This is a genomic window from Streptomyces sp. Tu 3180 (assembly GCF_009852415.1).
GTDB lineage: Bacteria > Actinomycetota > Actinomycetes > Streptomycetales > Streptomycetaceae > Streptomyces.
Genome location: NZ_WOXS01000002.1, coordinates 4,994,365 through 5,020,502, shown reverse-complemented (window position 1 = coordinate 5,020,502; position 26,138 = coordinate 4,994,365). Strand labels below are relative to the sequence as shown.

The window sequence follows — 26,138 nt, the reverse complement described above, 5'->3', positions numbered from 1 at the left end:
TTGCCGGGGCCGCGGGGCCCGGCACGCGCATCTGCGGCGTTGTCGTCGGTTGCCGGGGCTCCGCCCCGGCGCCCTCCTCCGCCTTGCGTCCGCACGCACCAGACCCCGCTCGGGTCGGTCCGCAAGGCACCGTTGCCCGGAGCCGGCCTGATCCGAACGACACCCCCTAGTCGCCCCCGCCGCCGCCCCCGCCGCCGTCACCACCGCCGCCGCCGTCGCCTCCCCCGCCGTCACCGCCGTCTCCCCCGTCGCTGCCCCAGCCGTCGCCGCCGCCGGGTTCGTTGTCCTCCCGGCCCCGGCCGAGGTTGCTGTACCAGGGACGGTCCCACGCCTCGTCGCCCCCCTCACGGGAGCGGTGCACGGTGCGGAACCGGGCCAGGCCCGTCGTGTCGCCGAGGCCGAAGGACACGGCGACGGCGTGGGCCATGACGGCGTCCAGGGGGTCGGGGCTCTCGTGGCGCACGCCGGCCAGCGGCAGCAGCACCGTGCCGGGGGGAAGATCCGGCCGTCGTGGGGGCCGGGTCAGCAGCGCGACGCGCCGGTCGCCGCGCAGCAGCCACGAGCTCTCCGCGTTCTCCCGCCGCAGCGTCCAGTGCCGGTCGGGCAGGTGGATCTCGACGCTGCTCCTGGACCTGCGGAACTTCCGGCGCAGGACGAGCCGCGCGGGGACGTCGCCGACGGTCAGGAACAGGCCGCCGTCCGAAGCGGCCGACTCGCCGCGGAAGCCGTGCGGCGCCCTGAGCCGTACGGCGGGGGCGTGCGGTCCCCAGACGTCCACGCGGACCAGGCGCCGGTCCACGGCGACGGCGATCGGTCCGGCGGGGCCCGGTGCGTACCGGCGCGCGATCCACAGGGGCACGCCCTCCGCCCGGGCCCGCTCGGCGAGGACGGCCACCGCGCCCGGGCCGCCGCACCCGCGGACCGCCAGGTCGCCCAGGGCGCGGGCGAACTCGGCGGCCCGGTGCACCTTGAGGGGCGTGGTGGTCCCGGTCACGCGGGTGACCGGGACGGCCCCGCGGCCGTCCGCCAGCCGCTCCAGGGGGCGTTCCGTGCCGCCGCCGCCGAGCCAGTACCCCCGCAGGAACGCCTCGGCCATGGCGCCGAGGTTCAGCTCCTGGAGCGGTGTCTCCCCGCGGCCCCTGCGCAACCGGTCCTCGGTGAGTTCCACGGTCCGCGCCAGCGGGTTCCACGACTCCTCCGCGTAGAGCACCCGACTCATCGCCACCCCCTCCCGCTCCGCGGCATTCCGCCCGGCCTGCTCCGCCGCCCCGTGGGCCCGGGAGACATCACCGGGGCACCACGTCCGCGCAGTCCTCCGAAACCCTCACCACGTCGAGGACCACCGGATAGTCGGTGATCTGCCGGTTCGGTCCCGGCCGGGAGCCGCAGATCCTCCACTCGGCCGGGTCGTCCACGGAACGGCCCCGGCCGCTGGCGTCCCTGAAGGTCACGTCGGTCCCGGAGCCCATCTGCTCGTGCGCGCGCCCGGCGTTGCCGCCGATGACGTCCGGCATGACGGCGGCGACCGGCTCGGGGTCAGCCGAACGGGGCGTCTCGGTGCCCCCCGGGCCGGCCGGGGTGCCCACCGGGACGTCCGGCGCGGACGACGCGCCGCAGGCGGTGGCCGAGGCCATGAGCACGGCGGCGAGGAGGGATCTCAGAAGGGTGGTGACGGACATGTGCTTCCTCACGTGTCGACGGGTCCGACAGTATTCACGGTGAAGCCGATGGTCCCCCTCCTCGCGCGGGCCGACGGGACCGGGACCTCGTCACCGGGCTCGACGCCCTGCCCCGCCCCAAGGCGCCGCCGGACGCCCGGCCCGCCCTCGAACCGGCCGGACGTGCCGCACGGCCGGGCGCGTCCTGAACATCAACTGAAGCCTGGAGAAACCCAGTTGTAGCGCTCCCACCCGCTTGGCAGACTCACCCCGCCGATGATCGGTTCCCGTCGGCACAGGGGAACTCCGTCTCAGCAGGGGGATACATCCATGAAACTCACCGCGCCCCGACGCGCTCTCGGCCGCGCCGCCGCCGTCCTCGCGCTGGCCCTGGGCCTCGCCACCGGATCCACCGGCCTGCTGGCCGGCTCCGAGGCGCACGCGCAGCCGGTCGCCGAAGGCTCCTTCAGCTTCAGCGGCGACGAGGGCGACTGGATCAGCGGCGGCCGGTCCTACGCCTACTCGACCTCGTCCCAGGACCGCCTGAACGTTTCCGCCGACACCGGGAACAACGTCGTCTCCCTCTCCGTGGACGGGGCCAACGGCGACTGGTGGTACCTCGACCTCGCCGCCCCCTCCGGCACGGCCCTCGCGCCGGGCACGTACACCGGAGCCACCCGCCACCCCTTCAACGAGCCGACCGAGCCCGGCCTGTCCCTCAGCGGCAACGGCCGCGGATGCAACACCCTCACCGGCGAGTTCACCATCGCCGCGGTGGAGTTCGGCCCGCAAGGCTACGTGAAGAAGCTCGACGCCACCTTCGTGCAGCACTGCGAGGGAGGCTCCACCGCCGCCCGCGGCGAGGTCCACATCGACAACCCGGCCCCGCCGGCCGCGCTCGACCTCGGCCTCGCCGTCGCGCTGGAGGGCAAGGCGAGCACCCTCAACGGCAAGGCCACCCTCCACGGCACGGTGAGCTGCAACAAGCCCGTCCAGGTGAACGTGTCCGGTGACGTCACCCAGGTGAAGAAGCAGAACCTCATCCGCGGCTCGTACTCCACGTCGGTGTCCTGCGTTCCGGGCGCACCGGTCGACTGGACCGCGACGGCCACACCCACCGGGTCCGTACCGTTCCAGCGCGGCGACGTGGAGGTCGAGGCGCGGGCGACGGCCACGGACCCGGACTACGACAAGCCGGTGACGGTCACGCAGACCACGGCGGTCCGCCTGACCCGCGGCTGACCGGCGGTGGGCGAGGGCCCGGTCCCACGGCTCTGAAAGAAGTCGCCGCCGCACGGCAACCCCTTGCCGTGCGGCGGCGACTTCCGGCCGGTGGACACCGAGGGCCATCGCACACCGAACGAAAGCCGTGACATGCGCAGTACGAACACCGCCCCGCGCACGGGGCACCGGAGGAAGAACGGCCGGCGCCGCACCGTCCTGATCGGCGCTCTCACCACATCCCTGGTGGGCGGCGCCGTGGTCGGCGGCGTGCTGATGTCGGCATCCGCCGCGGGACCGGGCGCGGGCACCTACCGCCTGGTGAACGCGGCGGGCGGAACCTGTCTGGAGGTCCCGTCGGGGAGCACGGCCGACGGGGTGCAGCTGGCCCTGGCGGCCTGCGACGGGGGCGCGGACCAGAGCTGGGAACTGGCCGGCTCCGGCGACGGTTTCACCGTGAGGTCCTCCGCCACCGGCCTGTGCGTGGGCGTCAGGGGCGATTCGGCCTCCGCCGGGAAGGCCGTGCAGCAGCAGAGGTGCGGCACGGGCCCCTCCCAGGTCTGGAAGGTGGGTTCCCTCGGCGACGCCGCCCACCACCTGATCAACGCGCACAGCGAGAAGTGCCTGAACCCCAAGTCCGGTCTCCTGCAGCAGAACTCCTGTGACAAGGCCGCCGGCAAGAGCTGGACCCTGCAGGAGGTGGACGGTTCGACGCCTCCGGCGACCCCCACGGCGAGCGCCACCGCGTCTCCCTCCGCTTCCGCGCCCGCCGCCTCCCCCTCGGCTCCCGCGTCCCCCTCCGCGGGCGCCACCGCGCCCGCGGACGACGAGCCGTCCGGCGGCACCGGCCTCGCCTCCTGGCCCACCGCCACCGACGAGCAGCCCGTCTCCTCGACCATCGAGGTGAGCGGCGAGTACGACGGTTCCCTGAAGCGCTTCCACGGCTCGGGCGACCTCGGCGGCAGCGGCCAGGGCGAAGGCCAGGACCCGCTGTTCGAGCTCGCCGACGGTGCGACGCTGAAGAACGTGATCCTCGGTTCGCCCGCCGCCGACGGAGTGCACTGCACGGGCAGCTGCACCCTGGTGAACGTGTGGTGGGAGGACGTCGGCGAGGACGCCGCCAGTTTCAAGGGCAAGTCGGCGGCGGCGCAGTACGAGGTGATCGGCGGCGGTGCCCGCAAGGCCGACGACAAGGTCTTCCAGCACAACGGCGCCGGCACCCTGACCATCAGGGACTTCCAGGTGTCCGACTTCGGCAAGCTCTACCGCTCGTGCGGCAACTGCGGCACCCAGTACCAGCGCCACGTCGTGATCGACGACGTCCTGGTCACCGGCCCCGGCAAGGTCCTCGCCGGCGTCAACGCCAACTACGGCGACACCGCGACCCTCTCGGGCGTGCGGATCGCCGGCGACACCAAGAAGAAGATCGTCGTCTGCGAGCGGTTCGAGGGCAACGACAGCGGTGACGAGCCGACCGCGCTCGGCAGTGGTCCCGACGGCAAGTCCTGCCTCTACGAGGAATCCGACGTGACGTACCAGTAGGACCGCGGGACCGCTGGGTCCCCGGAGGTCCGGGGACGCACGGCGAGGGCCCGGCACCGCCGTTCAGCGGTGCCGGGCCCTCGTGTCGCTGTGAGCGGGTCGCTCAGTGGGCGTGGCCGTGGCCGTGGCCCGCGGCGGCCGGCTCCTCCTCTTCCTTCTTCTCGACGACCAGGGTCTCGGTCGTCAGGAGGAGGGAGGCGATGGAGGCGGCGTTCTCCAGGGCGGAGCGGGTGACCTTGACCGGGTCGATGACGCCGGCCTTGATCAGGTCGCCGTACTCGCCGGTGGCGGCGTTGTAGCCGCTGCCCTTCTCGAGCTCGGCGACCTTGGAGACGATGACGTAGCCCTCGAGGCCGGCGTTCTCGGCGATCCAGCGCAGCGGCTCGACGGCGGCGCGGCGGACGACCGAGACACCGGTGGCCTCGTCGCCGGTCTTGTCGAGGTTGCCCTCGAGGACCTTGACGGCGTGGACCAGCGCGGAGCCACCACCGGAGACGATGCCCTCCTCGACCGCGGCGCGGGTCGCGGAGATGGCGTCCTCCAGACGGTGCTTCTTCTCCTTCAGCTCCACCTCGGTGGCGGCGCCGACCTTGATGACGCACACGCCGCCGGCCAGCTTCGCGAGGCGCTCCTGGAGCTTCTCGCGGTCCCAGTCGGAGTCGGTGGTCTCGATCTCGGCCTTGATCTGGCCGACGCGGCCCTCGACGTCCTCCTTCTTGCCGGCGCCGTCGACGATCGTGGTGTCGTCCTTGGTGACGGTGACGCGGCGGGCGGAGCCGAGGACGTCCAGGCCGACCTGGTCGAGCTTGAGGCCGACCTCCTCGGAGACGACCGTGGCGCCGGTGAGGACGGCCATGTCCTGCAGCATCGCCTTGCGGCGGTCGCCGAAGCCGGGGGCCTTCACCGCGACGGCGTTGAAGGTGCCGCGGATCTTGTTGACGACCAGGGTCGACAGGGCCTCGCCCTCGACGTCCTCGGCGATGATCAGCAGCGGCTTGGAGGCGTTGGCCTGGATGACCTTCTCCAGCAGCGGCAGCAGGTCCGCGATCGCGGAGATCTTGCCCTGCGTGATGAGGATGTAGGGGTCGTCGAGGACGGCCTCCATGCGCTCCTGGTCCGTCACGAAGTACGGCGACAGGTAGCCCTTGTCGAAGGCCATGCCCTCGGTGAAGTCCAGCTCCAGGCCGAAGGTGTTGGACTCCTCGACGGTGATGACACCGTCCTTGCCGACCTTGTCCATCGCCTCGGCGATGAGCTCGCCGACCTGCTGGTCCTGGGCGGACAGCGCGGCGACGGCGGCGATGTCGGACTTCTCGTCGATCGGGCGGGCCGAGGCGAGCAGGTCCTCGGAGACCGCGGCGACGGCGGCGTCGATGCCCTTCTTCAGGGCGGCCGGGGAGGCGCCGGCGGCGACGTTCTTCAGGCCCTCGCGGACCAGGGCCTGGGCCAGCACGGTGGCGGTGGTGGTGCCGTCACCCGCGATGTCGTTGGTCTTGGTCGCCACCTCCTTCACCAGCTGGGCGCCGAGGTTCTCGTACGGGTCCTCGATCTCGACCTCGCGGGCGATCGTGACACCGTCGTTGGTGATGGTGGGGGCGCCGAACTTCTTGTCGATGACGACGTTGCGGCCCTTCGGGCCGATCGTCACCTTGACCGTGTCGGCAAGCTTGTTGACGCCGCGCTCGAGGGCGCGACGGGCGTCCTCGTCGAACTTCAGGATCTTCGCCATGGCAGCGGGAGCCCTCTCGGAAATCTGGGGTGAAATCACTGCGCCCCGGGCGCCCGGCTTCTTATCGGATGCAGGGGCCAGGGGCGCAGTTCGAGCAGAAGTGCTGCGAGGTGACTTACTTCTCGATGATCGCGAGGACGTCGCGAGCCGAGAGGACGAGGTACTCCTCGCCGTTGTACTTCACCTCGGTGCCGCCGTACTTGCTGTACAGAACGACGTCGCCGACCTTCACGTCGAGCTCGACGCGCTTGCCGTCCTCGATGCGGCCCGGGCCGATGGCCAGGACGACGCCCTCCTGGGGCTTCTCCTTGGCGGTGTCCGGAATGACCAGGCCCGAAGCCGTGGTCTGCTCGGCGTCGAGCGGCTGGACCACGATGCGGTCCTCGAGCGGCTTGATGGCAACCTTGGAGCTGGCGGTCGTCACGATCCGACCTCCCCCTTCGGAGATCTCACGGGGTTAACTGTCTGAGGTGGCGACCAGGTCGATCCGTCGTCGCGGGTGCCGGACCTGCCCGTCGCGTGTTTGGCACTCTCCAGGGGGGAGTGCCAGACCTGAGACTATGACCGCGATTAGCACTCGGTCAAGCGGAGTGCCAATTACCCGCGGCGCGTCGCGGATGCGGCGCCTCTTCCGCAGGGGGCCGTGCGGCCGGCCGGCGTGCGGTGGCCGCCTCCGCGAGCCGGTGCGCCCGGGTCACCGCCCCGGTCCTGCGCGGCCCCGTCCTCAGGCGCCGGGCGGGCGCGCCGGCCGCAGGTGGTCCTCCAGCCTGCCGACCCTCAGCCCTTGTTCCTCCACCTCCCGCAGCAACCGCGTCGTCCGCTCCGCCAGGGACAGGGGCGGGGTGCCGGCCGACGGCACGGAGACGATGTCGCCGGGGGCCAGGCGGTGCGCGCCGTGGGTGTAGGTGAGGCCGCCGTCGCCCTCCAGCGTCACCCGCCAGAGCACGACCGCCGTGATGCCGCAGTCGGCGGCGGCGCGCAGGGTCGTGGCGTCGTACGTGCCGTGGGGCGGGCGGAAGAGGTGCGGACGGACGCCGAAGCGGGACGCGAGCTTGCGCTGCTGGCCGCAGATCTCGGCGCGCTGGCCGGCGTAGGGCAGACCGCGCAGGGCGGGGTGGTCGAGGGTGTGGTTCTGCAGGCTCGCGCCGACCGCGCGCAGGCGGGCGAAGTGGGCGTATCCGGGGCCCACCACGCTGTCGGTGAGGAACATGCTGACGGGGAGACGGCGTTCGCGCACCAGGTCGATGAAGCGGGGGTCGCGCTCGGCGCCGTCGTCGTAGGTGAGGAAGACGACCTCGTCCTCGGTCGGGACGTGGTCGACGACGGGCGGCACGCCGCCTCCCGGCGCGGGGCCGTCTCCGGGCGACTGGCCCGCGCCGTCCCCGGCGCCGCTCTCCCCGGCCCCGGGCGCGGCCGTCCCGGCTCCCGGCCCCGCCGACGGGCCGCACCCGGCGAGCGCGGCCAGCAGGGCGACCGCCGCGAGGAGGGCGGTCCGTGCCCCCCGGCGCCTCACAGGTAGTCCTCCAGCCGCCCCACCGCGTATCCCTCGGCCGTGACCTTGTCCAGGAAGCGGCGGACCATGTCCGGCATCGTGCCCTCCCATTCGCCGCGGCCCCGGAAGTGGGTGAGGACGATGTCGCCGGGGTGCAGTTCGCGGTCCCACTCGCGGTACTCCCAGTGGTCGACGAAGACCTCCTCGTTCCACAGGGGGACGTGGGTGATCCCGCAGGCCTTCGCGGCGCGCAGGGTGGCCTTGTCGTAGTTGCCGAAGGGCGGGCGGAAGAGGACGGGGCGCTCGCCGTAGCGCTCCTCGACGACCTCCTGCATGCCGCAGATCTCGCGCTTCTGGCGGGCGTAGGACAGGGCCGGCAGGTAGGGGTGGTGCAGGGTGTGGTTGTGCAGGGCGACGCCCCGGTCCTGCATCTCCTTGAAGTACCCGTAGTCCTCCTTGACGAGGTAGTCGCTGAGGAAGGCGCTGTACGGGATCCTCAGCTCGCTCATCATCCGCAGGAACGCGGGGTCCTTCTCGGCGCCGTCGTCGACGGTGAGGAAGACGACCTTCTCCTCGGTGGGGACGGTGGTGAAGACCGGGGGGAGGCCCAGCCGGCGGTGGCCGTCGACCTCGAAGCCCTCGCGGGTGGTGATCCGCGGCTTCCGCGCCGGGGGCGCGGGAGCGGTCAGGGGCACCTTCTTCAGCCCCCAGCGCTTCGCGGCGGCGGCCCTGGCGGCGTACGCCGCGCGCAGCTTCGTGGCGTAGGAGTCGAGCGCGCGGGCCGGGGGCGCCTCGAAGCGCTGCTGGCCGCCCGCCGCCACGACCTCGGTGTCGCCCCGTCCGCAGCCCGGGGCGAGGGCGGCGAGCGCGAGCACGACGAGGCCGGTCCGTACACCGCCCCGTGTCCGGCAGCGGGACCACTTTTTGTCATTTTGTCCTACTACTCGCATGCTGCCGGATCCTCGCAGCCCGCCTCCCGCGCCCCGGCCCGACACCACGGCCGGAGGCGCACGGTCCACCGACTGGCTCACAATGAGCCGGTGAACGACCTCGCCCCCCTCCTCACCCCCGAAGGCCGCGCCCTCCTCGACGAGGTGCACGGCACCGACCCGGCGCACGAACTCGCCGTCGCGACCCGGCTGCGCCGCGAGCACCCCGCCGAGCTGGTGTCGGCGGCGCTCGGCCAGGCGCGGCTGCGGCAGCGGGCGGTGGCGAAGTTCGGGGCCGAGGACGCCCGGCGGATGTTCTTCACCCCGAACGGGGTGGAGCAGTCGACCCGGGCGAGCGTGGCGGCCTACCGGGCACGGCGGTTCGCGGAACTGGGCGTGACGTCCGTGGCCGACCTGTGCTGCGGGATCGGCGGGGACGCGATCGCGCTGGCCCGCGCCGGGATCCGGGTGCTGGCGGTGGACCGGGACCCGCTCACCGCCGCGGCGGCCCGGGCGAACGCCGACGCGCTGGGGCTCGCGGAGCTGATCGAGGTGCGGCAGGCGGACGTGACGGAGGTGGACACGGCCGGTTGGGACGCCGTCTTCGTCGACCCGGCCCGGCGCGGCGGCCGGGGCCGCGTCTTCGACCCCGAGGCGTACTCGCCCCCGCTGTCCTGGGCGGTCGGAGCGGCCCGCACCGCTCCTCGCGCCGCCGCGCTCAAGGTCGCGCCCGGCATCCCGCACGAGGCCGTGCCCGGCGACGCGGAGGCCGAGTGGATCTCGGACGGCGGGGACGTGAAGGAGGCGGTGCTGTGGTTCGGCACGGGGGAGGCGGCCGGTCCGGGGGCGGTCCGGGCGACCCTGCTGCCCGGCCCCCGCACGCTGCTCTCCCGCGGCCTGCCCGATCCCGCGGTCCGGCCGCCCGGCCGGTACCTGTACGAGCCCGACGGCGCCGTCATCCGCGCGCACCTCGTCGCCGAGGTCGCGCGGGACCTCGGCGGGGGGCTGATCGACGCGACCATCGCGTACGTCACCGCGGACGAGCACCGCCCGACGCCGTACGCCACCGCCTACGAGATCACCGACCGCCTCCCCTTCAACGCCAAGAAGCTGAAGGCGCTGCTGCGGGAGCGGCGCATCGGCACCCTGACCGTCAAGAAGCGCGGCTCGGCGGTGGAGCCGGAGGAGCTGCGCCGCAGGGTCCTGCCCAAGCCGCACGGCACCGGGTCCGTCACGGTGTTCCTGACCCGCGTCGACGGCGCCCCGGCGATGCTGCTGGGGCACCCGGTGCGCTGAGGCGCCGGACCGGGCCGGCTCCGGGCGCGACGCTCTCCCCGCCGGCCGCGGGACCCCCGGCCGGCCCCTCCGGGATCACCGCGTCGGTGCCGTGGGGGACCCGGTGCTCGTCCGCGTGCCCGGCCCTCTTCCGGCCGGGCGGCGTCAGGACGGGCACCGCCCCGTCGTCGCCGAGGCCGTCGACGATCACGCACCCCGGAACGCCGGCCGGGCGTACTCGCGGCGTGCGCGGACCCGGGCGCGCCGGAGGGCGCGACGGCCCGGCGGGGCGGCCCCGCCGGCCGCCGGCCCGAGGACGCCACGGGTCCGGGGCCCGTGGCGGTCGGGACCGGCGCCGGTCAGCCGAACGGATGGTCGCCTCATCCCGTCAGCGAAGCCCACAGCTCCCCCGCCTCCGGCTCGTCCGCCACCACGCGGTTGCGGTCCCAGGGGGCCGGGACGACCGGCATGGTGAGGGTCGTGACGCCGTCGGGCGGGAGGTCCCGCAGGCTCTGGGCCAGGCGCGTCAGTTCGCCCAGTGAGTCCAGGCCGGTGTCGGTGGTGAGGCTGCCGGTGACGGTGTCGGCGACCCGGTACAGCCGGGTGGGGCTGGTCAGCAGGTCCTCGTCCGCGATCTGCTCCAGCAGCGCCTTCACCAGCTGGTGCTGGAGTCCTATGCGGCCGAGGTCGCTGCCGTCGCCGATGTCGTACCGGGTGCGGGCCAGGGCGAGGGCGTCCGTGCCGTCGAGGTGGTGGGTGCCGGCGTCCAGGGTGAGGTGGCTGCGGTCGTCGTCGATGTCCTCCTCGGTGGTGACGGTGACCCCGCCGAGCGCGTCGACCAGGCGGGCGAAGCCGGCGAAGTCGATCTCGACGTAGTGGTCCATGCGGACGTCCGTGAGCGACTCGACGGTCTTCACGGCGCACACCGGCCCGCCCACCTCGTACGCGCTGTTGAACATCACACCGGAGGCCGCACGGGTCGACTCCCCGTCCTCCAGGGGGCAGGCGGGCCGGTCGACGAGGGTGTCGCGCGGGATGCTGACCACCGTCGCGGCCCTCCGGCCGGCGCCGAGGTGGACGACCATGGCGGTGTCGGAACGGGCGCCGGCGCTGTCACCGCCGCCGAGCGCCCGGTTCTCCGCGCCGCCGCGCGAGTCCGAGCCCAGGACCAGGATGTTCAGGGAGCCGGTCGGCACGGGTGAGGCCGGGCCGGAGGCGTCCGGGGACGCGGGCGGCGGCCCGGCGGGGCGGTCGTCGCCCAGGGCGCCGTCGATGTCGACGCTCCGTATGTTGCCGTTGAGCTGCCAGTACACCCAGCCCGCCGCCCCGGCGCCCAGGACGAGCACGCCCGCCAGCGCGAGTCCGGCGGCCTTCAGCACCCGCGTCCGCCGGGCCGCCCGCACGCCCGCCCGTATGCCCGCGTCCCCGGACCCGTCCCCGCCGTCCCCGGCCCCGCCGTCACCGGTTCCGCCGCTCCCCTGATGTCCCGTCACGAGCAGGAACATAAGTCCGAATTATGGTGAGCAACGACCCCCGGGCCGGTTTTCTTGAGAAATTCTCAGACTTCGGGGAGCGCGCGACATCCCTCCCCCTCCCCCCGAAATTTTCGAGGAGGACGCAGGGGCCGGAGGGGACGCGGAGGAGGAAGAGGCCGGGCGGCTCACGCCCCGCCCGGCGGAGCCGTGCTGCTGCGCACCACCAGACTCGTCGCCAGCTCCACCCGGGTCGCCGCCGCCGGGTCCTCGCCCCTGCCCAGGTCGAGGACCAGCTTGGCCGCCGCCTCCGCCATCTCCGTCAGCGGCTGCCGCACGGTCGTCAGCGGCGGCCCCACCCAGCGGGCCACCGGCAGGTCGTCGAACCCGACCACGCTCAGGTCCTCGGGGATCCGCAGCCCCAGTTCGCGCGCGGCCTCGTACAGCCCGAGGGCCTGGAGGTCGTTGCCGGCGAAGACGGCGGTGGGCCGGTCGTCCCGGCGCAGCAGGGCGAGGCCCTGCCGGTAGCCGGCCTCGTGGTGGAAGTCGCCCGTCACGATCAGCCCGGGGTCCACCGGGAGCCCGGCGGTCTCCAGGGCGGCGCGGTAGCCGTCGACGCGGGCGCGGCTGCACATCATCCGCGAGGGCCCGCTGATCGCCCCGATCCTGGTGTGCCCCAGATCGATCAGGTGCCGGGTGGCGGCGAGCCCGCCCTGCCAGTTGGTCGCGCCGATGGACGGCACGTCGGTGCCCGGGTCGCCGGCCGGGTCCATCACCACGAACGGGATGGAGCGGCTGGTCAGCAGCGCCCGCCCGGACTCGTCGAGGCCGGACAGCACGAGGATCACGCCGTGCGGGCGGCGCGCGGCGACCTGGTCGGCCCAGGTGCGCCCCGGGGTGAGCCGCCCCGCACTCTCGGAGAGCACGACGCTGAGGCCCGCGTCCCGGGCCACGTTCTCCACGCCCCGGATGACCTCCATCGCCCAGGCGCTCTCCAGCTCGTGGAAGACCAGGTCGATCAGGGGCGAGCGGGTGGCCTCGGCGCGTCGGCGCCGGTAGCCGTGGGCGCGCAGCAGCCCTTCGACCCGGCTCCGGGTGGCGGGGGCGACGTCGGCGCGACCGTTGAGGACCTTCGAAACAGTCGGCGCGGAGACGCCGGCCTCGCGGGCGATTTCGGCGAGGGTCGCGGTCTGCGTGCTGCGCCCTCGCGTCCGGGTTTCGGCGGGCTGCGGGGAAGTCATGGCGGCGATCGTATCCCTGCGGGCCCTCTTGACGTAGTCCCCCGGGCGCCATGGGTTCCCGGAACATTCGCCGCTTGATTCGAAACATTCGCTCGGAAAGTTCGTGAGAGGGCCGTTCGTCCACCCGACGGAAGCCTCATGACCACCGCGCCCTGGCGGGACCCCGCCCTGCCCGCCGCCGCCCGCGTCGACGACCTGCTCTCCCGGATGCCCCTGGAGGAGAAGGCCGCCCAGCTGTACGGCGTGTGGGTGGGCGCCGACACGGACGGCGACGGCGTCGCCCCGCACCAGCACGACATGACCTCCGACCCGGACGCGGCGGGCTTCGGGGAGGCGGTCGCGCGGACCGCTGAGGCGGACGTGTGCGTGGCGGTGCTCGGCGACCGGGCGGGCCTGTTCGGCCGCGGCGCCTCCGGCGAGGGGTGCGACGCGGCGGACCTGAACCTGCCGGGTGTCCAGGGCGAGCTCCTCGACGCGCTGGTCGCGACGGGCGTGCCGGTCGTCCTGGTGCTGCTCACCGGGCGCCCGTACGCGCTCGGCCGCTGGCAGGGCCGCCTGGGCGCCGTCGTCCAGGCCTTCCTCCCGGGGGAGGAGGGCGGCCCGGCGGTGGCGGGAGTGCTGTCGGGCCGCGTCACCCCCTCCGGCCGGCTGCCGGTGGGCGTGCCCGGGGGCCCGGCGGCCAGCCGTGGACCTACCTCCAGCCGCCGCTGGGCCTGGCGGGCGAGGTCGGCAACCTCGACCCGACCCCGCTGTACCCCTTCGGCCACGGCCGCCCGTACACGACGTTCGCCCGGGAGGACTTCACGGGCGGCGACGAACCGGTGGAGCTCGCGACGGACGGGGCGCACGACGTGTCCCCGACCGTGCGCAACACGGGCGGGCGCGAGGGGGCCGAGGTCGTGCGGCTCCACCTGCACGACCCGGTGGCGCCGGTGACCCGCCCGGACGTCCGTCCGGGCGGCTACCGGAGGGTGGAGCTGGCCCCGGGCGCGGCGGCGCGGGTGACGTTCCGCTTCCACGCGGACCTCTCGGCGTTCACCGACCGTTCAGGCAGGCGGGTGGTCGAACCCGGCGTCCTGGAACTACGTTTGGCCGCATCCAGCGCGGACGTGCGCCACACGGCGCGGCTCACCCTCACGGGACCGGTGCGGGTGCTCGGTCCGGACCGGCGGCTGCGGTGCGGGACGGAGGTGTCGCCGGCGGCCTGACCCGCGCGCGGCAAGCACCGGGGGGCGCGTCGGGATGTACCGGAGTCTGTACCACGAGATCAGGGCCACCGGCACGGCGCTGGTCGCCGCGGCCGTCTGCGCGGCGGTGACGGGCGCCGTGCGCGGGTTCCCGCCGCTCCCCGGCGCGCCGCCGGGGACGGCCGTCGCGGTGGCGTCAGGCGTCACGGCGCTGGTCCTGCTCCTGGACGTGGTCTTCGACGTACGGAGTTACCGGGCCGCCGCCCCGCTGGCCGAGGACGTGGCGCTGCCCCCGGACGAGCCCCTGCGCGGGCACCTCTTCCTGCCCGGGCTCTTCCCCGTGATAGCGCTGCCCACGCTGGCGATGGCACTCGCGTGGGAGCCGTGGACGGCCCTGATGCCCCTGCCGACGGCGGCGGGCTGGCTGCTGAAGGCCACGACCGTCGCCGTCTGGGAACGCCGGAACGGCAAGCTGCTGTGGCGCAGGTCCGTGCCGCTGGGATCGTGGAAGCTCGCGACCTCGCCGGTCAGTCGCCGCCCAGCGACTCGAACCGCCACCGGTGCACCGGACGTGTGACCAGTTCCCCGTCCGGCTCCGGCAGTTCGGGGAGCCGCGCGTCGTGGGGGGCGTCCCACCAGGTGATGACCAGGACGCGGTCCTGCGGGGCGCGGAGGGTCTCCCGGCGCAGGGGACGCCCGGGCAGCTCGCGCAGCCGTTCCTGCGCCCAGACCAGCAGGTCCGCGCCCCGGCCGGGCACCGCCCGGGCCTCCCACATCAGCGCGACCGTCACGAGTACAGGTTCTCCTTGCTGATCTCGTGCACGTGGTCGTGCGCGTGGTCGTGCGCGGAGGAGTGCGCCTCGCCCGGCACGTGCGGGTCCGTCACCGGCAGCGAGGAGTCCGCCGACAGGCCCCAGTCGGAGGCCGGGCGGCCCCGGGCGACCATCTCCGCGCCCAGCGCCGCCACCATCGCGCCGTTGTCCGTGCACAGCTTGGGCCGCGGCACGCGCAGCCGGATGCCGGCCGCCTCGCAGCGCTCCTGGGCGAGGAGGCGCAGCCGGGAGTTGGCGGCCACACCGCCGCCGATCATCAGGTGGTCGACGCCCTCGTCCTTGCAGGCGCGCACCGCCTTGCGGGTGAGCACGTCCACGACCGCCTCCTGGAAGGAGGCCGCCACGTCGCGCACCGGCACCTCCTCCCCCGCCGCCCGCCTGGCCTCGATCCAGCGGGCCACGGCCGTCTTCAGCCCGGAGAAGGAGAAGTCGTACGCCGGGTCGCGCGGCCCGGTCAGACCGCGCGGGAACGCGATCGCGTCCGGGTCGCCCTCCTTGGCGTACCGGTCGATGACCGGGCCGCCGGGGAAGCCGAGGTTCAGCACGCGGGCGATCTTGTCGAAGGCCTCGCCGGCCGCGTCGTCGATGGTGGCGCCCATCGGGCGGACGTCGGAGGTGATGTCGCTCGACAGCAGCAGCGAGGAGTGCCCGCCGGACACCAGCAGCGCCATCGTCGGCTCCGGGAGCGCCCCGTGCTCGAGCTGGTCGACGCAGATGTGCGAGGCGAGGTGGTTGACGCCGTACAGGGGCTTGCCGAGGGCGTAGGCGTACGCCTTGGCCGCCGAGACGCCCACCAGCAGCGCGCCGGCGAGGCCGGGACCGGCGGTGACGGCGATGCCGTCCAGGTCGCGCGCGCTCACCCCCGCCTCCTTCAGCGCGCGGTCGATCGTCGGCACCATCGCCTCCAGGTGCGCCCGGGAGGCGACCTCCGGGACGACGCCGCCGAAACGGGCGTGCTCGTCGACGCTGGAGGCGACGGCGTCCGCCAGCAGGGTGGTGCCGCGGACGATGCCGACGCCGGTCTCGTCGCAGGAGGTCTCGATCCCCAGTACCAGGGGTTCGTCAGCCATGGGTCTCGGTTCCTTGTCCGCCGTTCACGGGATTCACGGGTTCACGGGTTCGCGGGGGTGGACGGGTCGGTCAGCCGCATCACCAGGGCGTCCACGTTCCCCGGCTGGTAGTAGCCGCGCCTGACCCCGATGGTCTCGAAGCCGAAGCGCTCGTAGAGCTTCCGGGCGCGGACGTTGTCGATCCGGCACTCCAGCATCACCTCGGCGCACTCGAAGGCGGTCGCCGCCCGCAGCAGTTCGGTCAGCAGCCGCGAGCCGAGGCCGGTGCCCCAGTGGTCGCGGGTGACGGCGATGGTCTGGATGTCCGCCGCGGCGGCGGCGCCGTCGGAGTCCGTCCCGGAGGAGGCGAGGCCCGCGTATCCGACGATCCGGTCGTCCTCCTCGGCGACGACGTAGCGGCGGGTCGCCCCGGGCCCGCGCGCGTGGGCCAGCTCGGACCAGAACATCCCCCGCGACCAGGCGTCGTCGGGGAACAGCCCCCGCTCCAGTTCCAGCACGGGTTCGATGTCCCACCAGCGCATCTCGCGCAGCACGGCAGTCTCGGATCCGGTCACTTGGGGGTGACCACCTTGTAGTTCTTGGGGACCTGGGCGTCGGGCCGGCGCAGGTACAGCGGCCGGGGCGCGGGCAGTTGCGCGCCCTCCGCGAGCTTCTCCGCGGCCAGCCGGGCCAGGGCGGCGGCGGACACGTGCTCGGGCTCGTGCGCCTTGGGGAAGGTGTCGGGGTACAGCAGCGCGCCCGCGCCGACCGCGGGCAGGCCCTCGACCTGCTCGGCGATGTCGGCGGGCCGGTCGACGGCCGGGTCGGTGAGGCGGGTGCGGGAGTCGGCGTAACGCGCCCAGTAGACCTCCTTGCGGCGGGCGTCGGTCGCCACGACGAAGGGGCCCTGGAGGTCGGCCGCGTAGGCGAGGCCGTCCAGCGTGCACACACCGTGCACGGGGACGCCGAGCGCGAGCCCGAAGGCGTCCGCGGTCATCAGGCCGACGCGCAGTCCGGTGTAGGGGCCCGGGCCGACGCCGACGACGATCCCGGTGACGGCGTCCAGCCTCCGGCCGGCCTCGGCGAGCACCCGGTCGATCGCCGGGAGCAGCAGCTCGCCGTGGCGGCGGGCGTCCACCTGGCTGGACGAGGCGATGACGTCGCGGCCGTCGTGCAGCGCGACGGTGACGGCGGGGGTGGCGGTATCCAGAGCGAGCAAGAGCACGCAAACAGCCTACGGCTCCCGCGCCCCGGCCACGGCCGCGGCGGCCGGCCGGTCACTTACTGCTACGGTCGCGTCGACATACGTACAGGACGGGACAGAGCGGGACAGAGGTGGCGACGGTGGCAGGCACCAGCTCGGCGATCGTGGCGGGGCTCACCGCGGCGGCCTTCGCGACGGTCGGCTACCTCGGCCACCAGGCGTCGGTGAGCGTCCCGCCCGAGCTGCTCCGGTCGAGCGCCGGGGGCGCGCAGGCCGCCCCCGAGGGGTCCCGGGGCGGGGACCGTCCCGCGCCCCTGCCCCGCCGGTCCGGCCAGGGCGTCCGCGTCGTGTACTCCCTCGGCGACGACCGGGTGTGGCTGGTGGGGGACGACGGCAGGGTCAGGCGCACCTTCGGGGTCAGCCCCAGCACGGTGGACCCCGCGCCGGGCACCTACCGGGTCACCTCCCGCTCCCGGCGCATCACCGGGTCGGACGGCGTCCCGGTCGAACACGTCGTCCGCTTCGCCTCCGCGCAGGGCACGGTGATCGGCTTCAGCGCGGCGGTCGACGGCTCGGTCCCGGCCCGGAACCCGCAGGAGCGGACGGGCGGCATCCGCGAGACCCGTGCCGACGGCGCGGCGATGTGGGGGTTCGCGGCGATCGGCCGCAAGGTCGTCGTCGTCCCGTGACCGCCGGGGGCCGGCGGACCCGCCCGGGCGGACCGTGCCGGCTACGCGGCCTCGCGGCGGTCCGTGCGGCCCGGGCGACCCGGGTGGTCCGGGTGGCCGCAGGGGTCGTGGAGGTCGCGCCCCTTCGCCGGCTCGGAGGGCCGGGGTTCGGGGGCTCGGGGCGGGGTGGAGATCGCGGCGGCCGCGGCGCAGGCGGCGAGCAGGTCGCGCATCGGCACCCCGGAAAGCGACTCCGGCTGCTGTCGCACCGCGGGTCGGCGGGTGCTCCGGTCGGCCGACATGGACGCCTCCTGGGGGTCGGGGGCGGACGTGGTTAGGTACACCTAACTACGAGCTGGATACCATGTGACCACGCCCGGGACGCCGAACGCAACAGTTTGCCGACGCCTTGTCGGAATGTTCACCGGCGGCGGTCCGGAGCGTCCTCGAGCGGTCCGGAGCGGTCCTGACCGGCCCGGACGGCCCGAAGCGGTCCGGAGCATTCCCCGGCAGCCCGAAGCGGTCCGGAACGATCCCCGGCAGCCCGAAGCGGCCCCGGGGCCGGCCCCGGGAGCGCGCATGGCCCTCAGGCCGACAGCACGCTCAGGTCGGTGCTCCTCCAGCGCTCGCCCAGACCGGTGAGCGTGACGTGCCGCACCTCGTCCGTGGTGTCGCCGACCGCGCGGTGGATGACGAGCTGGAGGCGGTCCTCGGTCAGCTCCTCGACCTTGCCCTCGCCCCACTCCACGACGATCACCGACTCGGGCAGCGAGACGTCGAGGTCGAGGTCCTCCATCTCGTCCAGTCCGCCGGACAGCCGGTACGCGTCGACGTGGACCAGCGGCGGGCCCTCGCCCAGGGACGGGTGCACCCGGGCGATCACGAACGTCGGGGAGGTGACCGCGCCCCGGACGCCGAGTCCCTCGCCGAGCCCCCGGGTCAGTGTCGTCTTGCCCGCGCCGAGCTCACCCGAGAGCATCACGAGGTCGCCCGCGCGCAGCAGCTTGGCGAGCCTGCGGCCGAGCTCGCGCATCTGGTCGGGCGAGGTGACGGTCAGCTCGACGGCGTTCGTGGGCGGCTGCGGCTCAGCCGGGCCGTGCGGTGTCGCTGGTGCTTCCATAACCGTTCACGGTAGTCCCTGCCGGCACCGCGCCCGCGCGGACGAGCAGGTCGGCGAGCCGGTCGGTGACCACTTCCGGGTGTTCCAGGATCACCAGGTGCCCGGCGTCCGGCACCATCACCAGCTCCGCGTCCGGGAGCAGGTCGGCGATCGCCTCGCTGTGCTCGCTGGGCGTCACCAGGTCCTGCACGCCGGCCAGCACCAGCACCGGCAGACCGGCGAAGTGGGCGAGGGCCTCGGTCTTGTCGTGGTCGCTGAACGCCGGGTAGTACTCGGCGACCACGTCGATCGGCGTGGACTCGATCATCCGCTCGGCGAACCGGACGACGGCCGGGTCCACGTCCCGGGACGCGAACGAATACCGCTTGATGACCCCGGCGAACAGGTCCGCGGTGGCCCGGCGCCCCTTCTCCACCAGCTCGGCCCGCTGCCCGAGCGCCTTCAGCACCCCCGGCAGCACCCGCCGCACCGCGTTGACCCCGGCCACCGGCAGTCCGAAGTTGACCTCGCCCAGCCGCCCGGACGACGTGCCGACGAGGGCGACGCCGACGACCCGCTCGCGGATCAGCTCCGGGTACAGGCCGGCGAGGGCCATCACGGTCATCCCGCCCATGGAGTGCCCGACCAGCACGACCGGTCCCTCGGGCGCCGCCGCGTCGATGACGGCCTTCAGGTCCCGCCCCAGCTGCTCGATGGTGACCGGCTCGCCCCGCTCCACCTGGGCCGCGCCCCGCGCCGAGCGGCCGTGGCTGCGCTGGTCCCAGTGCACGGTCCGGACGACGCCCCGCAGCGCGGCCCGCTGGAAGTGCCAGGAGTCCTGGTTGAGGCAGTAGCCGTGGCTGAAGACGACGGTGACCGGGGCCGGGGACCTGCGGCCGAACAGCCGGCGGCGACGCGCGGGCGTGGTGGCGTCGGGGTCCGGGTCGGGGTCGTCGACCTCGTAGTACAGCTCGGTGCCGTCGTCGGCGTACGCCTTGCCGGGCGTGCCGCGCAGCGCGCCGTACGGTCCCGCCGCGTCGAGGGCGAGCCGGGCCTTCCTGCGCATGCCCCGGCCGACCGTCATCCGTTCTATCGCGACACCGGCGGCGGCCCCGGTGGCGATCACGCCTATCGCCACGCCGGCGATGCCGGTCGCCCGGCGCCAGCTCCCGGCCGCCCCCGCGGCGGAGGCGGCCGCCGCGGCGGCGGTCGTGGCGGCGGTCGTGGCGGCGGTCGTGACGGCCTCCGCACTGCTCTCGCTCACGTACCGCTCCTCTTCGCCGGGTCGCTGGCCGGGGTGGGGCCCGCGGCTCCGCGCGGGTCATCCGTCCCGTTCCCCGCACGCGTCAACATGTTCATGCCGTCGGCCCGTTCACGGGGCCGCATTGACATAGACGCGCGGCACGCGGCTTCCGATCCGGGTGACGATCTCGTACGCGATGGTGCCCGCGGCCTGCGCCCAGTCCTCGGCGGTGGGCTCGCCGCGGTCACCGGGGCCGAAGAGGACCGCCTCGGCCCCCGGCCCCGGCTCGTCCCCGCCCAGGTCGACGACGAACTGGTCCATCGCGACCCGCCCCGCGACCGTGCGCCACTTGCCCTCGACCAGGACGGGACCGGCGGAGGAGGCGTGGCGCGGGATGCCGTCCGCGTAGCCGAGGGGGACCAGGCCCAGGGTGGTGGCCCCCGGGGTGACGTAGTGGTGGCCGTAGCTGACGCCGTGGCCGCCCGGGACGTGCTTCACCAGGGCCAGGGAGGCGGACAGGGTCATCGCCGGGCGCAGTCCGAAGTCGGCGGGGGTGCCGATCTCGGGGCTGGGCGAGACGCCGTACATCGCGATCCCGGGGCGGACGAGGTCGAAGTGGGTCTCGGGGAGGGTGAGGGTGGCGGGCGAGTTGGCGATGTGCCGCACCTCGGGGCGCACCCCCCGCGCCTCGGCGTACGCCACCATCTCCCGGAAGCGGGTGAGCTGGGCGGCGATGGAGGGGTGCCCCGGCTCGTCGGCGCAGGCGAAGTGCGACCACAGGCCGGTGACGCGCAGCAGCCCCTCGGCCTCGGCGCGCAGGGCCCCGGCGACCAGGCCGGCCCAGTCGCCGGGCTGGCAGCCGCCGCGTCCGAGCCCGGTGTCGGCCTTGAGCTGCACCCGCGCGGCCCGTCCCGCGAGGCGGGCGGCCCGCCGGACCTCCTCCAGCGCCCACACGTCGCTCAGGGACACGTCGAGGTCGGCCTCGATCGCCTCCCGCCACGGTCCGCCGGGCGTCCACAGCCAGCACATGATCCGCACGTCGGCGGGCACGCCGGCGCCGGGCGCGCGCAGCGCGAGCGCCTCCTGCGGCGTGGCCGTGCCCAGCCAGGTCGCCCCGGCCTCGACAGCCGCCCGCGCGCAGGCGGCCGCGCCGTGCCCGTACCCGTCGGCCTTGACCACGGCCATGAGGGCGGCGCCGGGCGCGCGCTCCCGCAGGACGCGCACGTTGGCCCGCACGGCGGCCAGGTCGATCTCGGCACGGGCCCGCAGGTGGGCGGTCCGCTGGGCAGCTGTCTCGTTCATCCCGCCCAGTGTCTCAGAGCGGTACGACGCCCCCCGTGCACCGGGGGGCGTGCCCGGCGCCCGCGGCCCGTGTCCCCGCACGGCGCCCCGCCGGGACGTGCCTCATCCGCGCACGACGCTCCGCCAGGCCGCCGCGATCTCCTCCGCCACGTCGTGCGCCCCCACCGGCGCCCCGTCCGCCGCGAAGCGGCCCGCCAGGCCGTGCAGGTACGCCGCCGCGCTCCCCGCGTCCAGCGCCGGCAGGCCCGCCGCCAGCAGCGATCCCGCGAGGCCCGACAGCACGTCCCCGCTGCCCGCCGTGGCCAGCCAGGACGTGCCGGTCGGGTTCACCCGCACGGGTCCGCCGCCCGCGTCGGCGACCAGGGTCGTCGAGCCCTTGAGCAGCACGGTGGCCCCGTACCGCGCCGCCAGTTCCCGCACCGCGGACAGCCGGCCGTCCTCGACCTCGTGCCGTTCGACGCCGAGCAGCGCGGCGGCCTCCCCGGCGTGCGGGGTCATCAGGGTCGGCGCCCGGCGCGCCCGTACCGCCGACGGCTCGGCCAGCCGCAGCCCGTCCGCGTCGATCAGCACCGGCACGTCCGCCGCCAGCACCTCCGCGACGGTCGCCGCGTCGTCCCCGGCCCCCGGCCCGACCACCCAGGACTGCACCCGCCCCGCGTGCTTCGGCCCCCGGTCCGACACCAGTGTCTCGGGGAAGCGGGCGATCACGGCCTGCCCGGCGGGACCGACGTACCGCACGGCCCCCGCACCGCCGCGCAGTGCCCCCGCCACCGCGAGCACCGCGGCCCCCGGGTAGCGGGCGGACCCGGCCGCGATGCCGACGACGCCCCGCCGGTACTTGTCGCTCTCGGCGGCCGGCACCGGCAGCAGCCGGGCCACGTCCGCGTGCTGCAGCGCCTCCAGGCCGGGTTCCGCCGGCAGCTCCAGCCCGATGTCGACCAGCCGCACCGACCCGGCGTGCTCCCGCGCCGGGTCGATCAGCAGGCCCGGCTTGTGCGTCCCGAAGGTCACCGTGAGGTCGGCCCGGACCGCCGTCCCCCGCACTTCCCCGGTGTCCGCGTCGACCCCGCTCGGCAGGTCCACGGCGACCACCGCGGCCCGCGCCCGCGCGGCGGCGTCGGCCAGGCGTTCCGCCTCCGGGCGCAGGCCGCCCCTGCCGCCGATCCCGACGATGCCGTCGACGACGAGATCGGCCCGCCCGATCAGCCCCTCGGCCGCCTCCGCGCCCACCGTCCGGCCGCCCGCCCGGCGCAGCGCCGCGAGCCCTCCGGCGTGGGCGCGCTCCGGCGCGAGCAGCACCGCGCTCACCCCCGCGCCGCGCCGGGCCAGCCGGGCGCCGGCGTACAGGGCGTCACCGCCGTTGTCGCCGCTGCCGACCAGCAGCACGACCCGGCTGCCGTACACCCGCCCCAGCAGGTCCGCGCAGGCCGCGGCGAGCCCGGCGGCGGCGCGCTGCATCAGCGCCCCCTCCGGCAGCCGTGCCATCAGTTCCCGTTCCGCCGCCCTGACCGTCTCCACGCTGTACGCAGTCCGCATGCGTCCGAGTCTCCCGCACACGGCCGGTCGACTCCCGTACCGCCGGGGCCGGTTCGACTCCCGTACCGCCGGAGCCGGCCGCCTGCCGTCCACGAGCCTGCCGTCCGCGAGCCGGCCGTCCGCGAGCCGGCCGTCCGCGAGCCGGTCGTCCGCGAGCCGGTCGTCCGCGAGCCGGTCGCGGCCATTGACGTCACTGGCATGCCCTTGCCAAACTCTCCGCCCCCCACAGGATGAATCGATTCAGTCGAATCGGTTCGACGACGGAAGCAGAGGACCCATGGGACGCAGAGCCGCACTCCTCGCCGCAGCCGGCGCCACCGCCCTCCTCACCGCGGCCGGCACCATGACGGCCCCCGCCGGCGCCGCCACGGGCGCGGGCACCGCCGCTCCGGCCCCCGCCCGGGCCGCGGCCTGCGGTGACGGCTCCTACCAGGCCGAGGCCGTGCAGAGCGGCGGCACCTGGACCGCCCGCCGCGGCGGCAGCACCGTGTACACCGGGACCGATATGCGCGCGGCCGTCCAGGCGGCGGTCAACAGCCTGTCCCCCGGCCGCACCAGCAAGGAACGGGTGGTGGTCCGCGGCTCGGGCTCCGTCTCCGCCGGTTCGCGCATCTCGCTGCCCAGCTACACCGTGCTCGACGTGTGCGGCACCATCAACGTCACCGGCAGCGGCTCCGGCGACCAGGCCCCGGTCTACTCCCGCGGCACCCGGGACATCGAGGTCCAGCACCTCAGCGTCACCGGCGCCCCGCTGTACGGGATCTTCCTGCGCAACGTGCAGAACGTGGTCCTCGGCCAGATCGACATGCGCCTGTCGGGCGGGCTCGGCGTCCGCATCGACAACCGCGGCGACACCAGCCAGTGGACGCGCAACGTGCGCATCGACAACGTCTACGTCTCCGGCGCGTCCAGCCACGCCGTGGAGACCTACGGCGTCGACGGCCTCACCGTCGGCACGGTCACCGCCCGCAACGTCGGCGAGTCGGGCCTGCTGCTGAACCAGACGATCAACGCCACGGTCACCAGGGTGGACGCGGAGAACGCGGGCACCGGCACCGGCTACGCCGCCTTCCGCATGGCCAACCGCAACGGGCGGATCGGCAGTTCCTACGCCACCAACATCCGCGTGGGCGAGGTCGTCGCCCGCGGCGGCGGGCGCGGCGTGTTCTGCGTCTCGGAGAGCGGCGGCGCGACGATCGACCGGGTGACGCTCTCGCACACCGGCAACAACGCGATCCTGATCGAGAACTGCTACAACGTGAACCTCGCCGCCCAGAGCGGCACGGTCACGGGCGGCGGCGAGATCCGCCTGGCGGCCCGCTCGGAGTTCCCGAACAACAAGGACATCACCATCCAGAACCTCACGGTGACGGACTCGTCGGTCCGGGAGAGCCCCTGCGGCGAGAACACGACGTTCCGCAACAACCGGCTGGTGAACAGCAGCCAGTCGATCTGCTAGCGGACGCACCGCGCGGGGTGCGGTCCACCCACCGCACCCCGCGCACCCGCGCCCGTCCTCGCCCGGCCCGTGGTCAGTCCGTGGTGAGCATGCCTTCCCGCAGCCGCTTCAGCGTGCGCGACAGCAGCCGCGAGACGTGCATCTGGGAGCAGCCGAGCCGCTCGCCGATCTCCGCCTGGGTCAGCTCCTCGACGAAGCGCCAGTGGACGATCTTGCGTTCGCGCTCGTCGAGCTCGGCGATCATCGGAGCCAGGGCGTGGAAGTCCTCGACCAGCTCCAGGGCGGCGTCCTCGGTGCCGATGAAGTCCGCCAGCACGCTCTCGCCGTCCGGTTCACTGCCTATGGCCGCGTCCAGCGAGGCGGAGTTGTAGCCGTTGGCGGCGATCCGCGCCTCGATGACCTCGTCCTCGGTCAGGCTCATCAACTGCGCGAGCTCCTTGACCGTGGGAGTGCGGCCCAGACGGGTGCGCAGCTCCTCGGTGGCGCGGGCGAGCTGCACGCGCGCTTCCTGGAGGCGGCGCGGGACGTGCACGGACCAGGAGGTGTCCCGGAAGAACCGCTTCATCTCGCCGACGATGTAGGGGATCGCGAAGGAGGTGAACTCCACCTCGCGGGACAGCTCGAACCGGTCGATGGCCTTGATCAGACCGATCATGCCGACCTGGACGATGTCCTCCATCTCCTCCGGCCCGCGGCTGCGGAACCGGCCGGCCGCGAAGCGGACCAGGGACATGTTCATCTCGATCAGCGTGTTGCGCGCGTACTGGTACTCGGGCGTGCCCTCCTCCAGCACCGCCAGCTGCCGGAAGAACAGCCTGGACAGCTCACGGGCGTCCTTCGGCGCGACCTGCCCGGGCTCGGCGACCTCCGGCAGCCCGGTCACGGTCTGAGCAGTCTGAGCCTGGTCGGTCCGCGCCATCGTCGACGTCACTGTTCACCCTCCCTGGTCGGTCGGCCCCGCTCTCGGCACCGGCTCAACCGCGTCTACCCCGGTCCACGCGAAGCACGCCTCCCCCTTGCCCAAGTCATCGGCGCCGGTTCCGCAGCAGCCGTACGAGGGCGAGGACCACGGTGAGCACCGCGGCGACGACGAGGAACACGTCGCCCCAGACCGGCAGGTCGACACCCGTCCCGGGGAAGGCCGACACGACGTCACCCCTCCGCGATGACGACCGCCGACGCCACCCCGGCGTCATGGCTGAGCGACACGTGCCAGGACCGCACGCCCAGTTCGGCGGCCCGGGCCGCCACCGTCCCCTTCACCCGCAGCCGCGGCTGCCCGCTGTCCTCGCACCACACCTCGGCGTCGGTCCAGTACAGCCCGCTGGGCGCGCCGAGCGCCTTGGCCAGCGCCTCCTTGGCGGCGAACCGCGCGGCCAGCGAGGCGACGCCCCGCCGCTCCCCGCTGGGCAGCAGCAGCTCGCTCTCCAGGAACAGCCGCTGGGCCAGCGCGGGCGTGCGCTCCAGCGACGCCGCGAACCGTTCGATCTCGGCCACGTCGATCCCGACTCCGATGATGCTCATGTGCAGCACCCTACGAGTCCGCGGCCCCGCAGGGTGTCGGGCGCCGGAGTGGAGGTGCCGGTTCCCCTGCGCACCGGCGCCCGACGGACGGGCGGGTGCCCTCCGGCCCGCCCCCCACGCCCGATTTCACTCTTTCTCCCCCTGTGCGAAGGGCCCCGGTGGTTCACCGGGGCCCTTCGCACACATTCCGCCGTCTACCAGCGGTACCAGCGGCCGCGCCGCCCGCCCGTGCCGGCCGGGCGGACGAAGAAGCCCAGCAGCCACACCACGAGCACGACGACCGCGATCCACCACAGCGCCTCGAGCGCGAAACCCGCGCCGAACAGGATCAGCGCCAGCAGGAGAACCAGAAGAAGGGGAACCATGTGTATCAACCTCCGGTCTCACGAGTGCCCCGGCGCCTTCCGCACACGCCCCCCAACTCCACGTTAATTTCACATTCTTGGGGGAATCCGCGCACGTCGGCCCGGTCGCC

The 26,138-nt window shown here is 74.4% G+C and carries 26 protein-coding genes and 3 pseudogenes; 8 read left to right on the top strand and 21 right to left on the bottom strand.

The features are described 5' to 3' along the window. Positions 1-166 precede the first annotated feature (166 nt). Positions 167-1,219: a hypothetical protein gene (locus tag GL259_RS37755; protein ID WP_166461544.1), complete on the bottom strand. Its 1,053-nt coding sequence runs from the start codon at positions 1,217-1,219 to the stop codon at positions 167-169. Between the two features lie 67 nt (positions 1,220-1,286). Further along, positions 1,287-1,679, bottom strand: coding sequence for a hypothetical protein (locus GL259_RS23710; RefSeq protein ID WP_159535342.1), 393 nt, complete (start codon positions 1,677-1,679; stop codon positions 1,287-1,289). A 309-nt stretch (positions 1,680-1,988) separates the two neighbouring features. On the opposite strand from GL259_RS23710, the gene GL259_RS23705 reads away from it, so the two are divergent. The 3 genes and pseudogenes from GL259_RS23705 to GL259_RS38895 all read left to right on the top strand — a co-directional run. Next, complete coding sequence (locus tag GL259_RS23705) at positions 1,989-2,900, top strand: hypothetical protein (protein ID WP_159535341.1); 912 nt, start codon at positions 1,989-1,991, stop codon at positions 2,898-2,900. Between the two features lie 132 nt (positions 2,901-3,032). Next, a pseudogene (locus GL259_RS38900) lies at positions 3,033-3,533 on the top strand (RICIN domain-containing protein); the annotation flags it as partial. Positions 3,534-3,731: 198 nt separating this feature from the next. After that, a pseudogene (locus tag GL259_RS38895) lies at positions 3,732-4,421 on the top strand (pectate lyase); the annotation flags it as partial. Positions 4,422-4,524: 103 nt separating this feature from the next. On the opposite strand, the gene groL reads toward GL259_RS38895, so the two are convergent. The 4 genes from groL to GL259_RS23680 all read right to left on the bottom strand — a co-directional run bounded on the left by groL (position 4,525) and on the right by GL259_RS23680 (position 8,517). Next, positions 4,525-6,150, bottom strand: a complete 1,626-nt coding sequence (gene groL / locus GL259_RS23695; protein ID WP_159535340.1) for a chaperonin GroEL — start codon at positions 6,148-6,150, stop codon at positions 4,525-4,527. 115 nt (positions 6,151-6,265) lie between these two features. Next, on the bottom strand, positions 6,266-6,574 hold the full coding sequence (gene groES / locus GL259_RS23690) for a co-chaperone GroES (protein WP_037939482.1): 309 nt from the start codon (positions 6,572-6,574) through the stop codon (positions 6,266-6,268). Between the two features lie 300 nt (positions 6,575-6,874). Continuing rightward, complete coding sequence (locus GL259_RS23685; protein ID WP_159535339.1) at positions 6,875-7,663, bottom strand: polysaccharide deacetylase family protein; 789 nt, start codon at positions 7,661-7,663, stop codon at positions 6,875-6,877. After that, a complete protein-coding gene (locus GL259_RS23680) occupies positions 7,660-8,517 on the bottom strand; it encodes a polysaccharide deacetylase family protein (RefSeq protein WP_159535338.1) in 858 nt (285 codons plus the stop codon). The genes GL259_RS23685 and GL259_RS23680 overlap by 4 nt, the downstream gene beginning before the upstream one ends. A gap of 165 nt (positions 8,518-8,682) precedes the next feature. Between GL259_RS23680 and GL259_RS23675 the strand changes: the two genes are divergently transcribed. Continuing rightward, positions 8,683-9,867, top strand: a complete 1,185-nt coding sequence (locus GL259_RS23675) for a class I SAM-dependent methyltransferase (RefSeq protein ID WP_159535337.1) — start codon at positions 8,683-8,685, stop codon at positions 9,865-9,867. A gap of 359 nt (positions 9,868-10,226) precedes the next feature. Here GL259_RS23675 and GL259_RS23670 read toward each other — a convergent pair whose 3' ends face one another. Next, positions 10,227-11,351, bottom strand: coding sequence for an LCP family protein (locus GL259_RS23670; protein ID WP_159535336.1), 1,125 nt, complete (start codon positions 11,349-11,351; stop codon positions 10,227-10,229). A 155-nt stretch (positions 11,352-11,506) separates the two neighbouring features. Then, complete coding sequence (locus GL259_RS23665) at positions 11,507-12,559, bottom strand: LacI family DNA-binding transcriptional regulator (protein ID WP_159535335.1); 1,053 nt, start codon at positions 12,557-12,559, stop codon at positions 11,507-11,509. Between the two features lie 306 nt (positions 12,560-12,865). Between GL259_RS23665 and GL259_RS23660 the strand changes: the two are divergent. Together GL259_RS23660 and GL259_RS23655 are read left to right on the top strand one after the other, a co-directional pair. Then, positions 12,866-13,767 (top strand): annotated as a pseudogene (locus tag GL259_RS23660) (glycoside hydrolase family 3 C-terminal domain-containing protein); the annotation flags it as partial. Between the two features lie 34 nt (positions 13,768-13,801). Continuing rightward, entirely contained in the window at positions 13,802-14,323 is a 522-nt protein-coding gene (locus GL259_RS23655; protein ID WP_159535334.1) for a hypothetical protein, read from the top strand. Here GL259_RS23655 and GL259_RS23650 read toward each other — a convergent pair. From GL259_RS23650 to tsaB, 4 genes are read right to left on the bottom strand one after another with little or no spacing between them, the layout of a single operon-like run. Then, positions 14,274-14,537, bottom strand: a complete 264-nt coding sequence (locus tag GL259_RS23650; RefSeq protein ID WP_159535333.1) for a hypothetical protein — start codon at positions 14,535-14,537, stop codon at positions 14,274-14,276. The genes GL259_RS23655 and GL259_RS23650 overlap by 50 nt on opposite strands. Continuing rightward, on the bottom strand, positions 14,534-15,649 hold the full coding sequence (tsaD, locus tag GL259_RS23645) for a tRNA (adenosine(37)-N6)-threonylcarbamoyltransferase complex transferase subunit TsaD (RefSeq protein ID WP_159535332.1): 1,116 nt from the start codon (positions 15,647-15,649) through the stop codon (positions 14,534-14,536). The genes GL259_RS23650 and tsaD overlap by 4 nt, the downstream gene beginning before the upstream one ends. 41 nt (positions 15,650-15,690) lie before the next feature. Next, complete coding sequence (gene rimI / locus GL259_RS23640) at positions 15,691-16,203, bottom strand: ribosomal protein S18-alanine N-acetyltransferase (RefSeq protein ID WP_208026507.1); 513 nt, start codon at positions 16,201-16,203, stop codon at positions 15,691-15,693. Further along, on the bottom strand, positions 16,200-16,853 hold the full coding sequence (gene tsaB, locus GL259_RS23635; protein WP_159535331.1) for a tRNA (adenosine(37)-N6)-threonylcarbamoyltransferase complex dimerization subunit type 1 TsaB: 654 nt from the start codon (positions 16,851-16,853) through the stop codon (positions 16,200-16,202). Before tsaB ends, rimI begins: the two co-directional genes overlap by 4 nt. Before the next feature lie 119 nt (positions 16,854-16,972). On the opposite strand from tsaB, the gene GL259_RS23630 reads away from it, so the two are divergent. Continuing rightward, the gene (locus GL259_RS23630; RefSeq protein WP_159535330.1) at positions 16,973-17,521 is read left to right on the top strand and encodes a hypothetical protein; all 549 of its coding nucleotides are present in this window, start codon (positions 16,973-16,975) and stop codon (positions 17,519-17,521) included. A 41-nt stretch (positions 17,522-17,562) separates the two neighbouring features. Here GL259_RS23630 and GL259_RS23625 read toward each other — a convergent pair whose 3' ends face one another. The 5 genes from GL259_RS23625 to GL259_RS23605 all read right to left on the bottom strand — a co-directional run bounded on the left by GL259_RS23625 (position 17,563) and on the right by GL259_RS23605 (position 22,680). Continuing rightward, positions 17,563-17,802: a hypothetical protein gene (locus GL259_RS23625; RefSeq protein ID WP_159535329.1), complete on the bottom strand. Its 240-nt coding sequence runs from the start codon at positions 17,800-17,802 to the stop codon at positions 17,563-17,565. Between the two features lie 284 nt (positions 17,803-18,086). Beyond that, positions 18,087-18,620: a tRNA (adenosine(37)-N6)-threonylcarbamoyltransferase complex ATPase subunit type 1 TsaE gene (tsaE, locus tag GL259_RS23620; protein WP_159535328.1), complete on the bottom strand. Its 534-nt coding sequence runs from the start codon at positions 18,618-18,620 to the stop codon at positions 18,087-18,089. Further along, positions 18,586-19,863: an alpha/beta hydrolase gene (locus GL259_RS23615; protein WP_159535327.1), complete on the bottom strand. Its 1,278-nt coding sequence runs from the start codon at positions 19,861-19,863 to the stop codon at positions 18,586-18,588. Before GL259_RS23615 ends, tsaE begins: the two co-directional genes overlap by 35 nt. 108 nt (positions 19,864-19,971) lie before the next feature. After that, on the bottom strand, positions 19,972-21,144 hold the full coding sequence (gene alr, locus GL259_RS23610) for an alanine racemase (RefSeq protein WP_159535326.1): 1,173 nt from the start codon (positions 21,142-21,144) through the stop codon (positions 19,972-19,974). 102 nt (positions 21,145-21,246) lie between these two features. Then, positions 21,247-22,680, bottom strand: coding sequence for an NAD(P)H-hydrate dehydratase (locus GL259_RS23605; RefSeq protein WP_159535325.1), 1,434 nt, complete (start codon positions 22,678-22,680; stop codon positions 21,247-21,249). 277 nt (positions 22,681-22,957) lie between these two features. Between GL259_RS23605 and GL259_RS23600 the strand changes: the two genes are divergently transcribed. Further along, positions 22,958-24,139: a hypothetical protein gene (locus GL259_RS23600; RefSeq protein ID WP_159535324.1), complete on the top strand. Its 1,182-nt coding sequence runs from the start codon at positions 22,958-22,960 to the stop codon at positions 24,137-24,139. A 73-nt stretch (positions 24,140-24,212) separates the two neighbouring features. Here GL259_RS23600 and GL259_RS23595 read toward each other — a convergent pair whose 3' ends face one another. The 4 genes from GL259_RS23595 to GL259_RS23585 all read right to left on the bottom strand — a co-directional run bounded on the left by GL259_RS23595 (position 24,213) and on the right by GL259_RS23585 (position 26,028). Then, positions 24,213-25,058 (bottom strand): RNA polymerase sigma factor SigF, encoded by an 846-nt coding sequence (locus GL259_RS23595; RefSeq protein ID WP_159538906.1) that lies wholly within the window; start codon positions 25,056-25,058, stop codon positions 24,213-24,215. 106 nt (positions 25,059-25,164) lie between these two features. After that, positions 25,165-25,287 (bottom strand): hypothetical protein, encoded by a 123-nt coding sequence (locus GL259_RS39355; protein WP_279578629.1) that lies wholly within the window; start codon positions 25,285-25,287, stop codon positions 25,165-25,167. 4 nt (positions 25,288-25,291) lie between these two features. After that, a complete protein-coding gene (locus tag GL259_RS23590; RefSeq protein ID WP_159535323.1) occupies positions 25,292-25,663 on the bottom strand; it encodes a holo-ACP synthase in 372 nt (123 codons plus the stop codon). A gap of 194 nt (positions 25,664-25,857) precedes the next feature. After that, the gene (locus GL259_RS23585; RefSeq protein WP_159535322.1) at positions 25,858-26,028 is read right to left on the bottom strand and encodes a hydrophobic protein; all 171 of its coding nucleotides are present in this window, start codon (positions 26,026-26,028) and stop codon (positions 25,858-25,860) included. Positions 26,029-26,138: the final 110 nt, after the last annotated feature.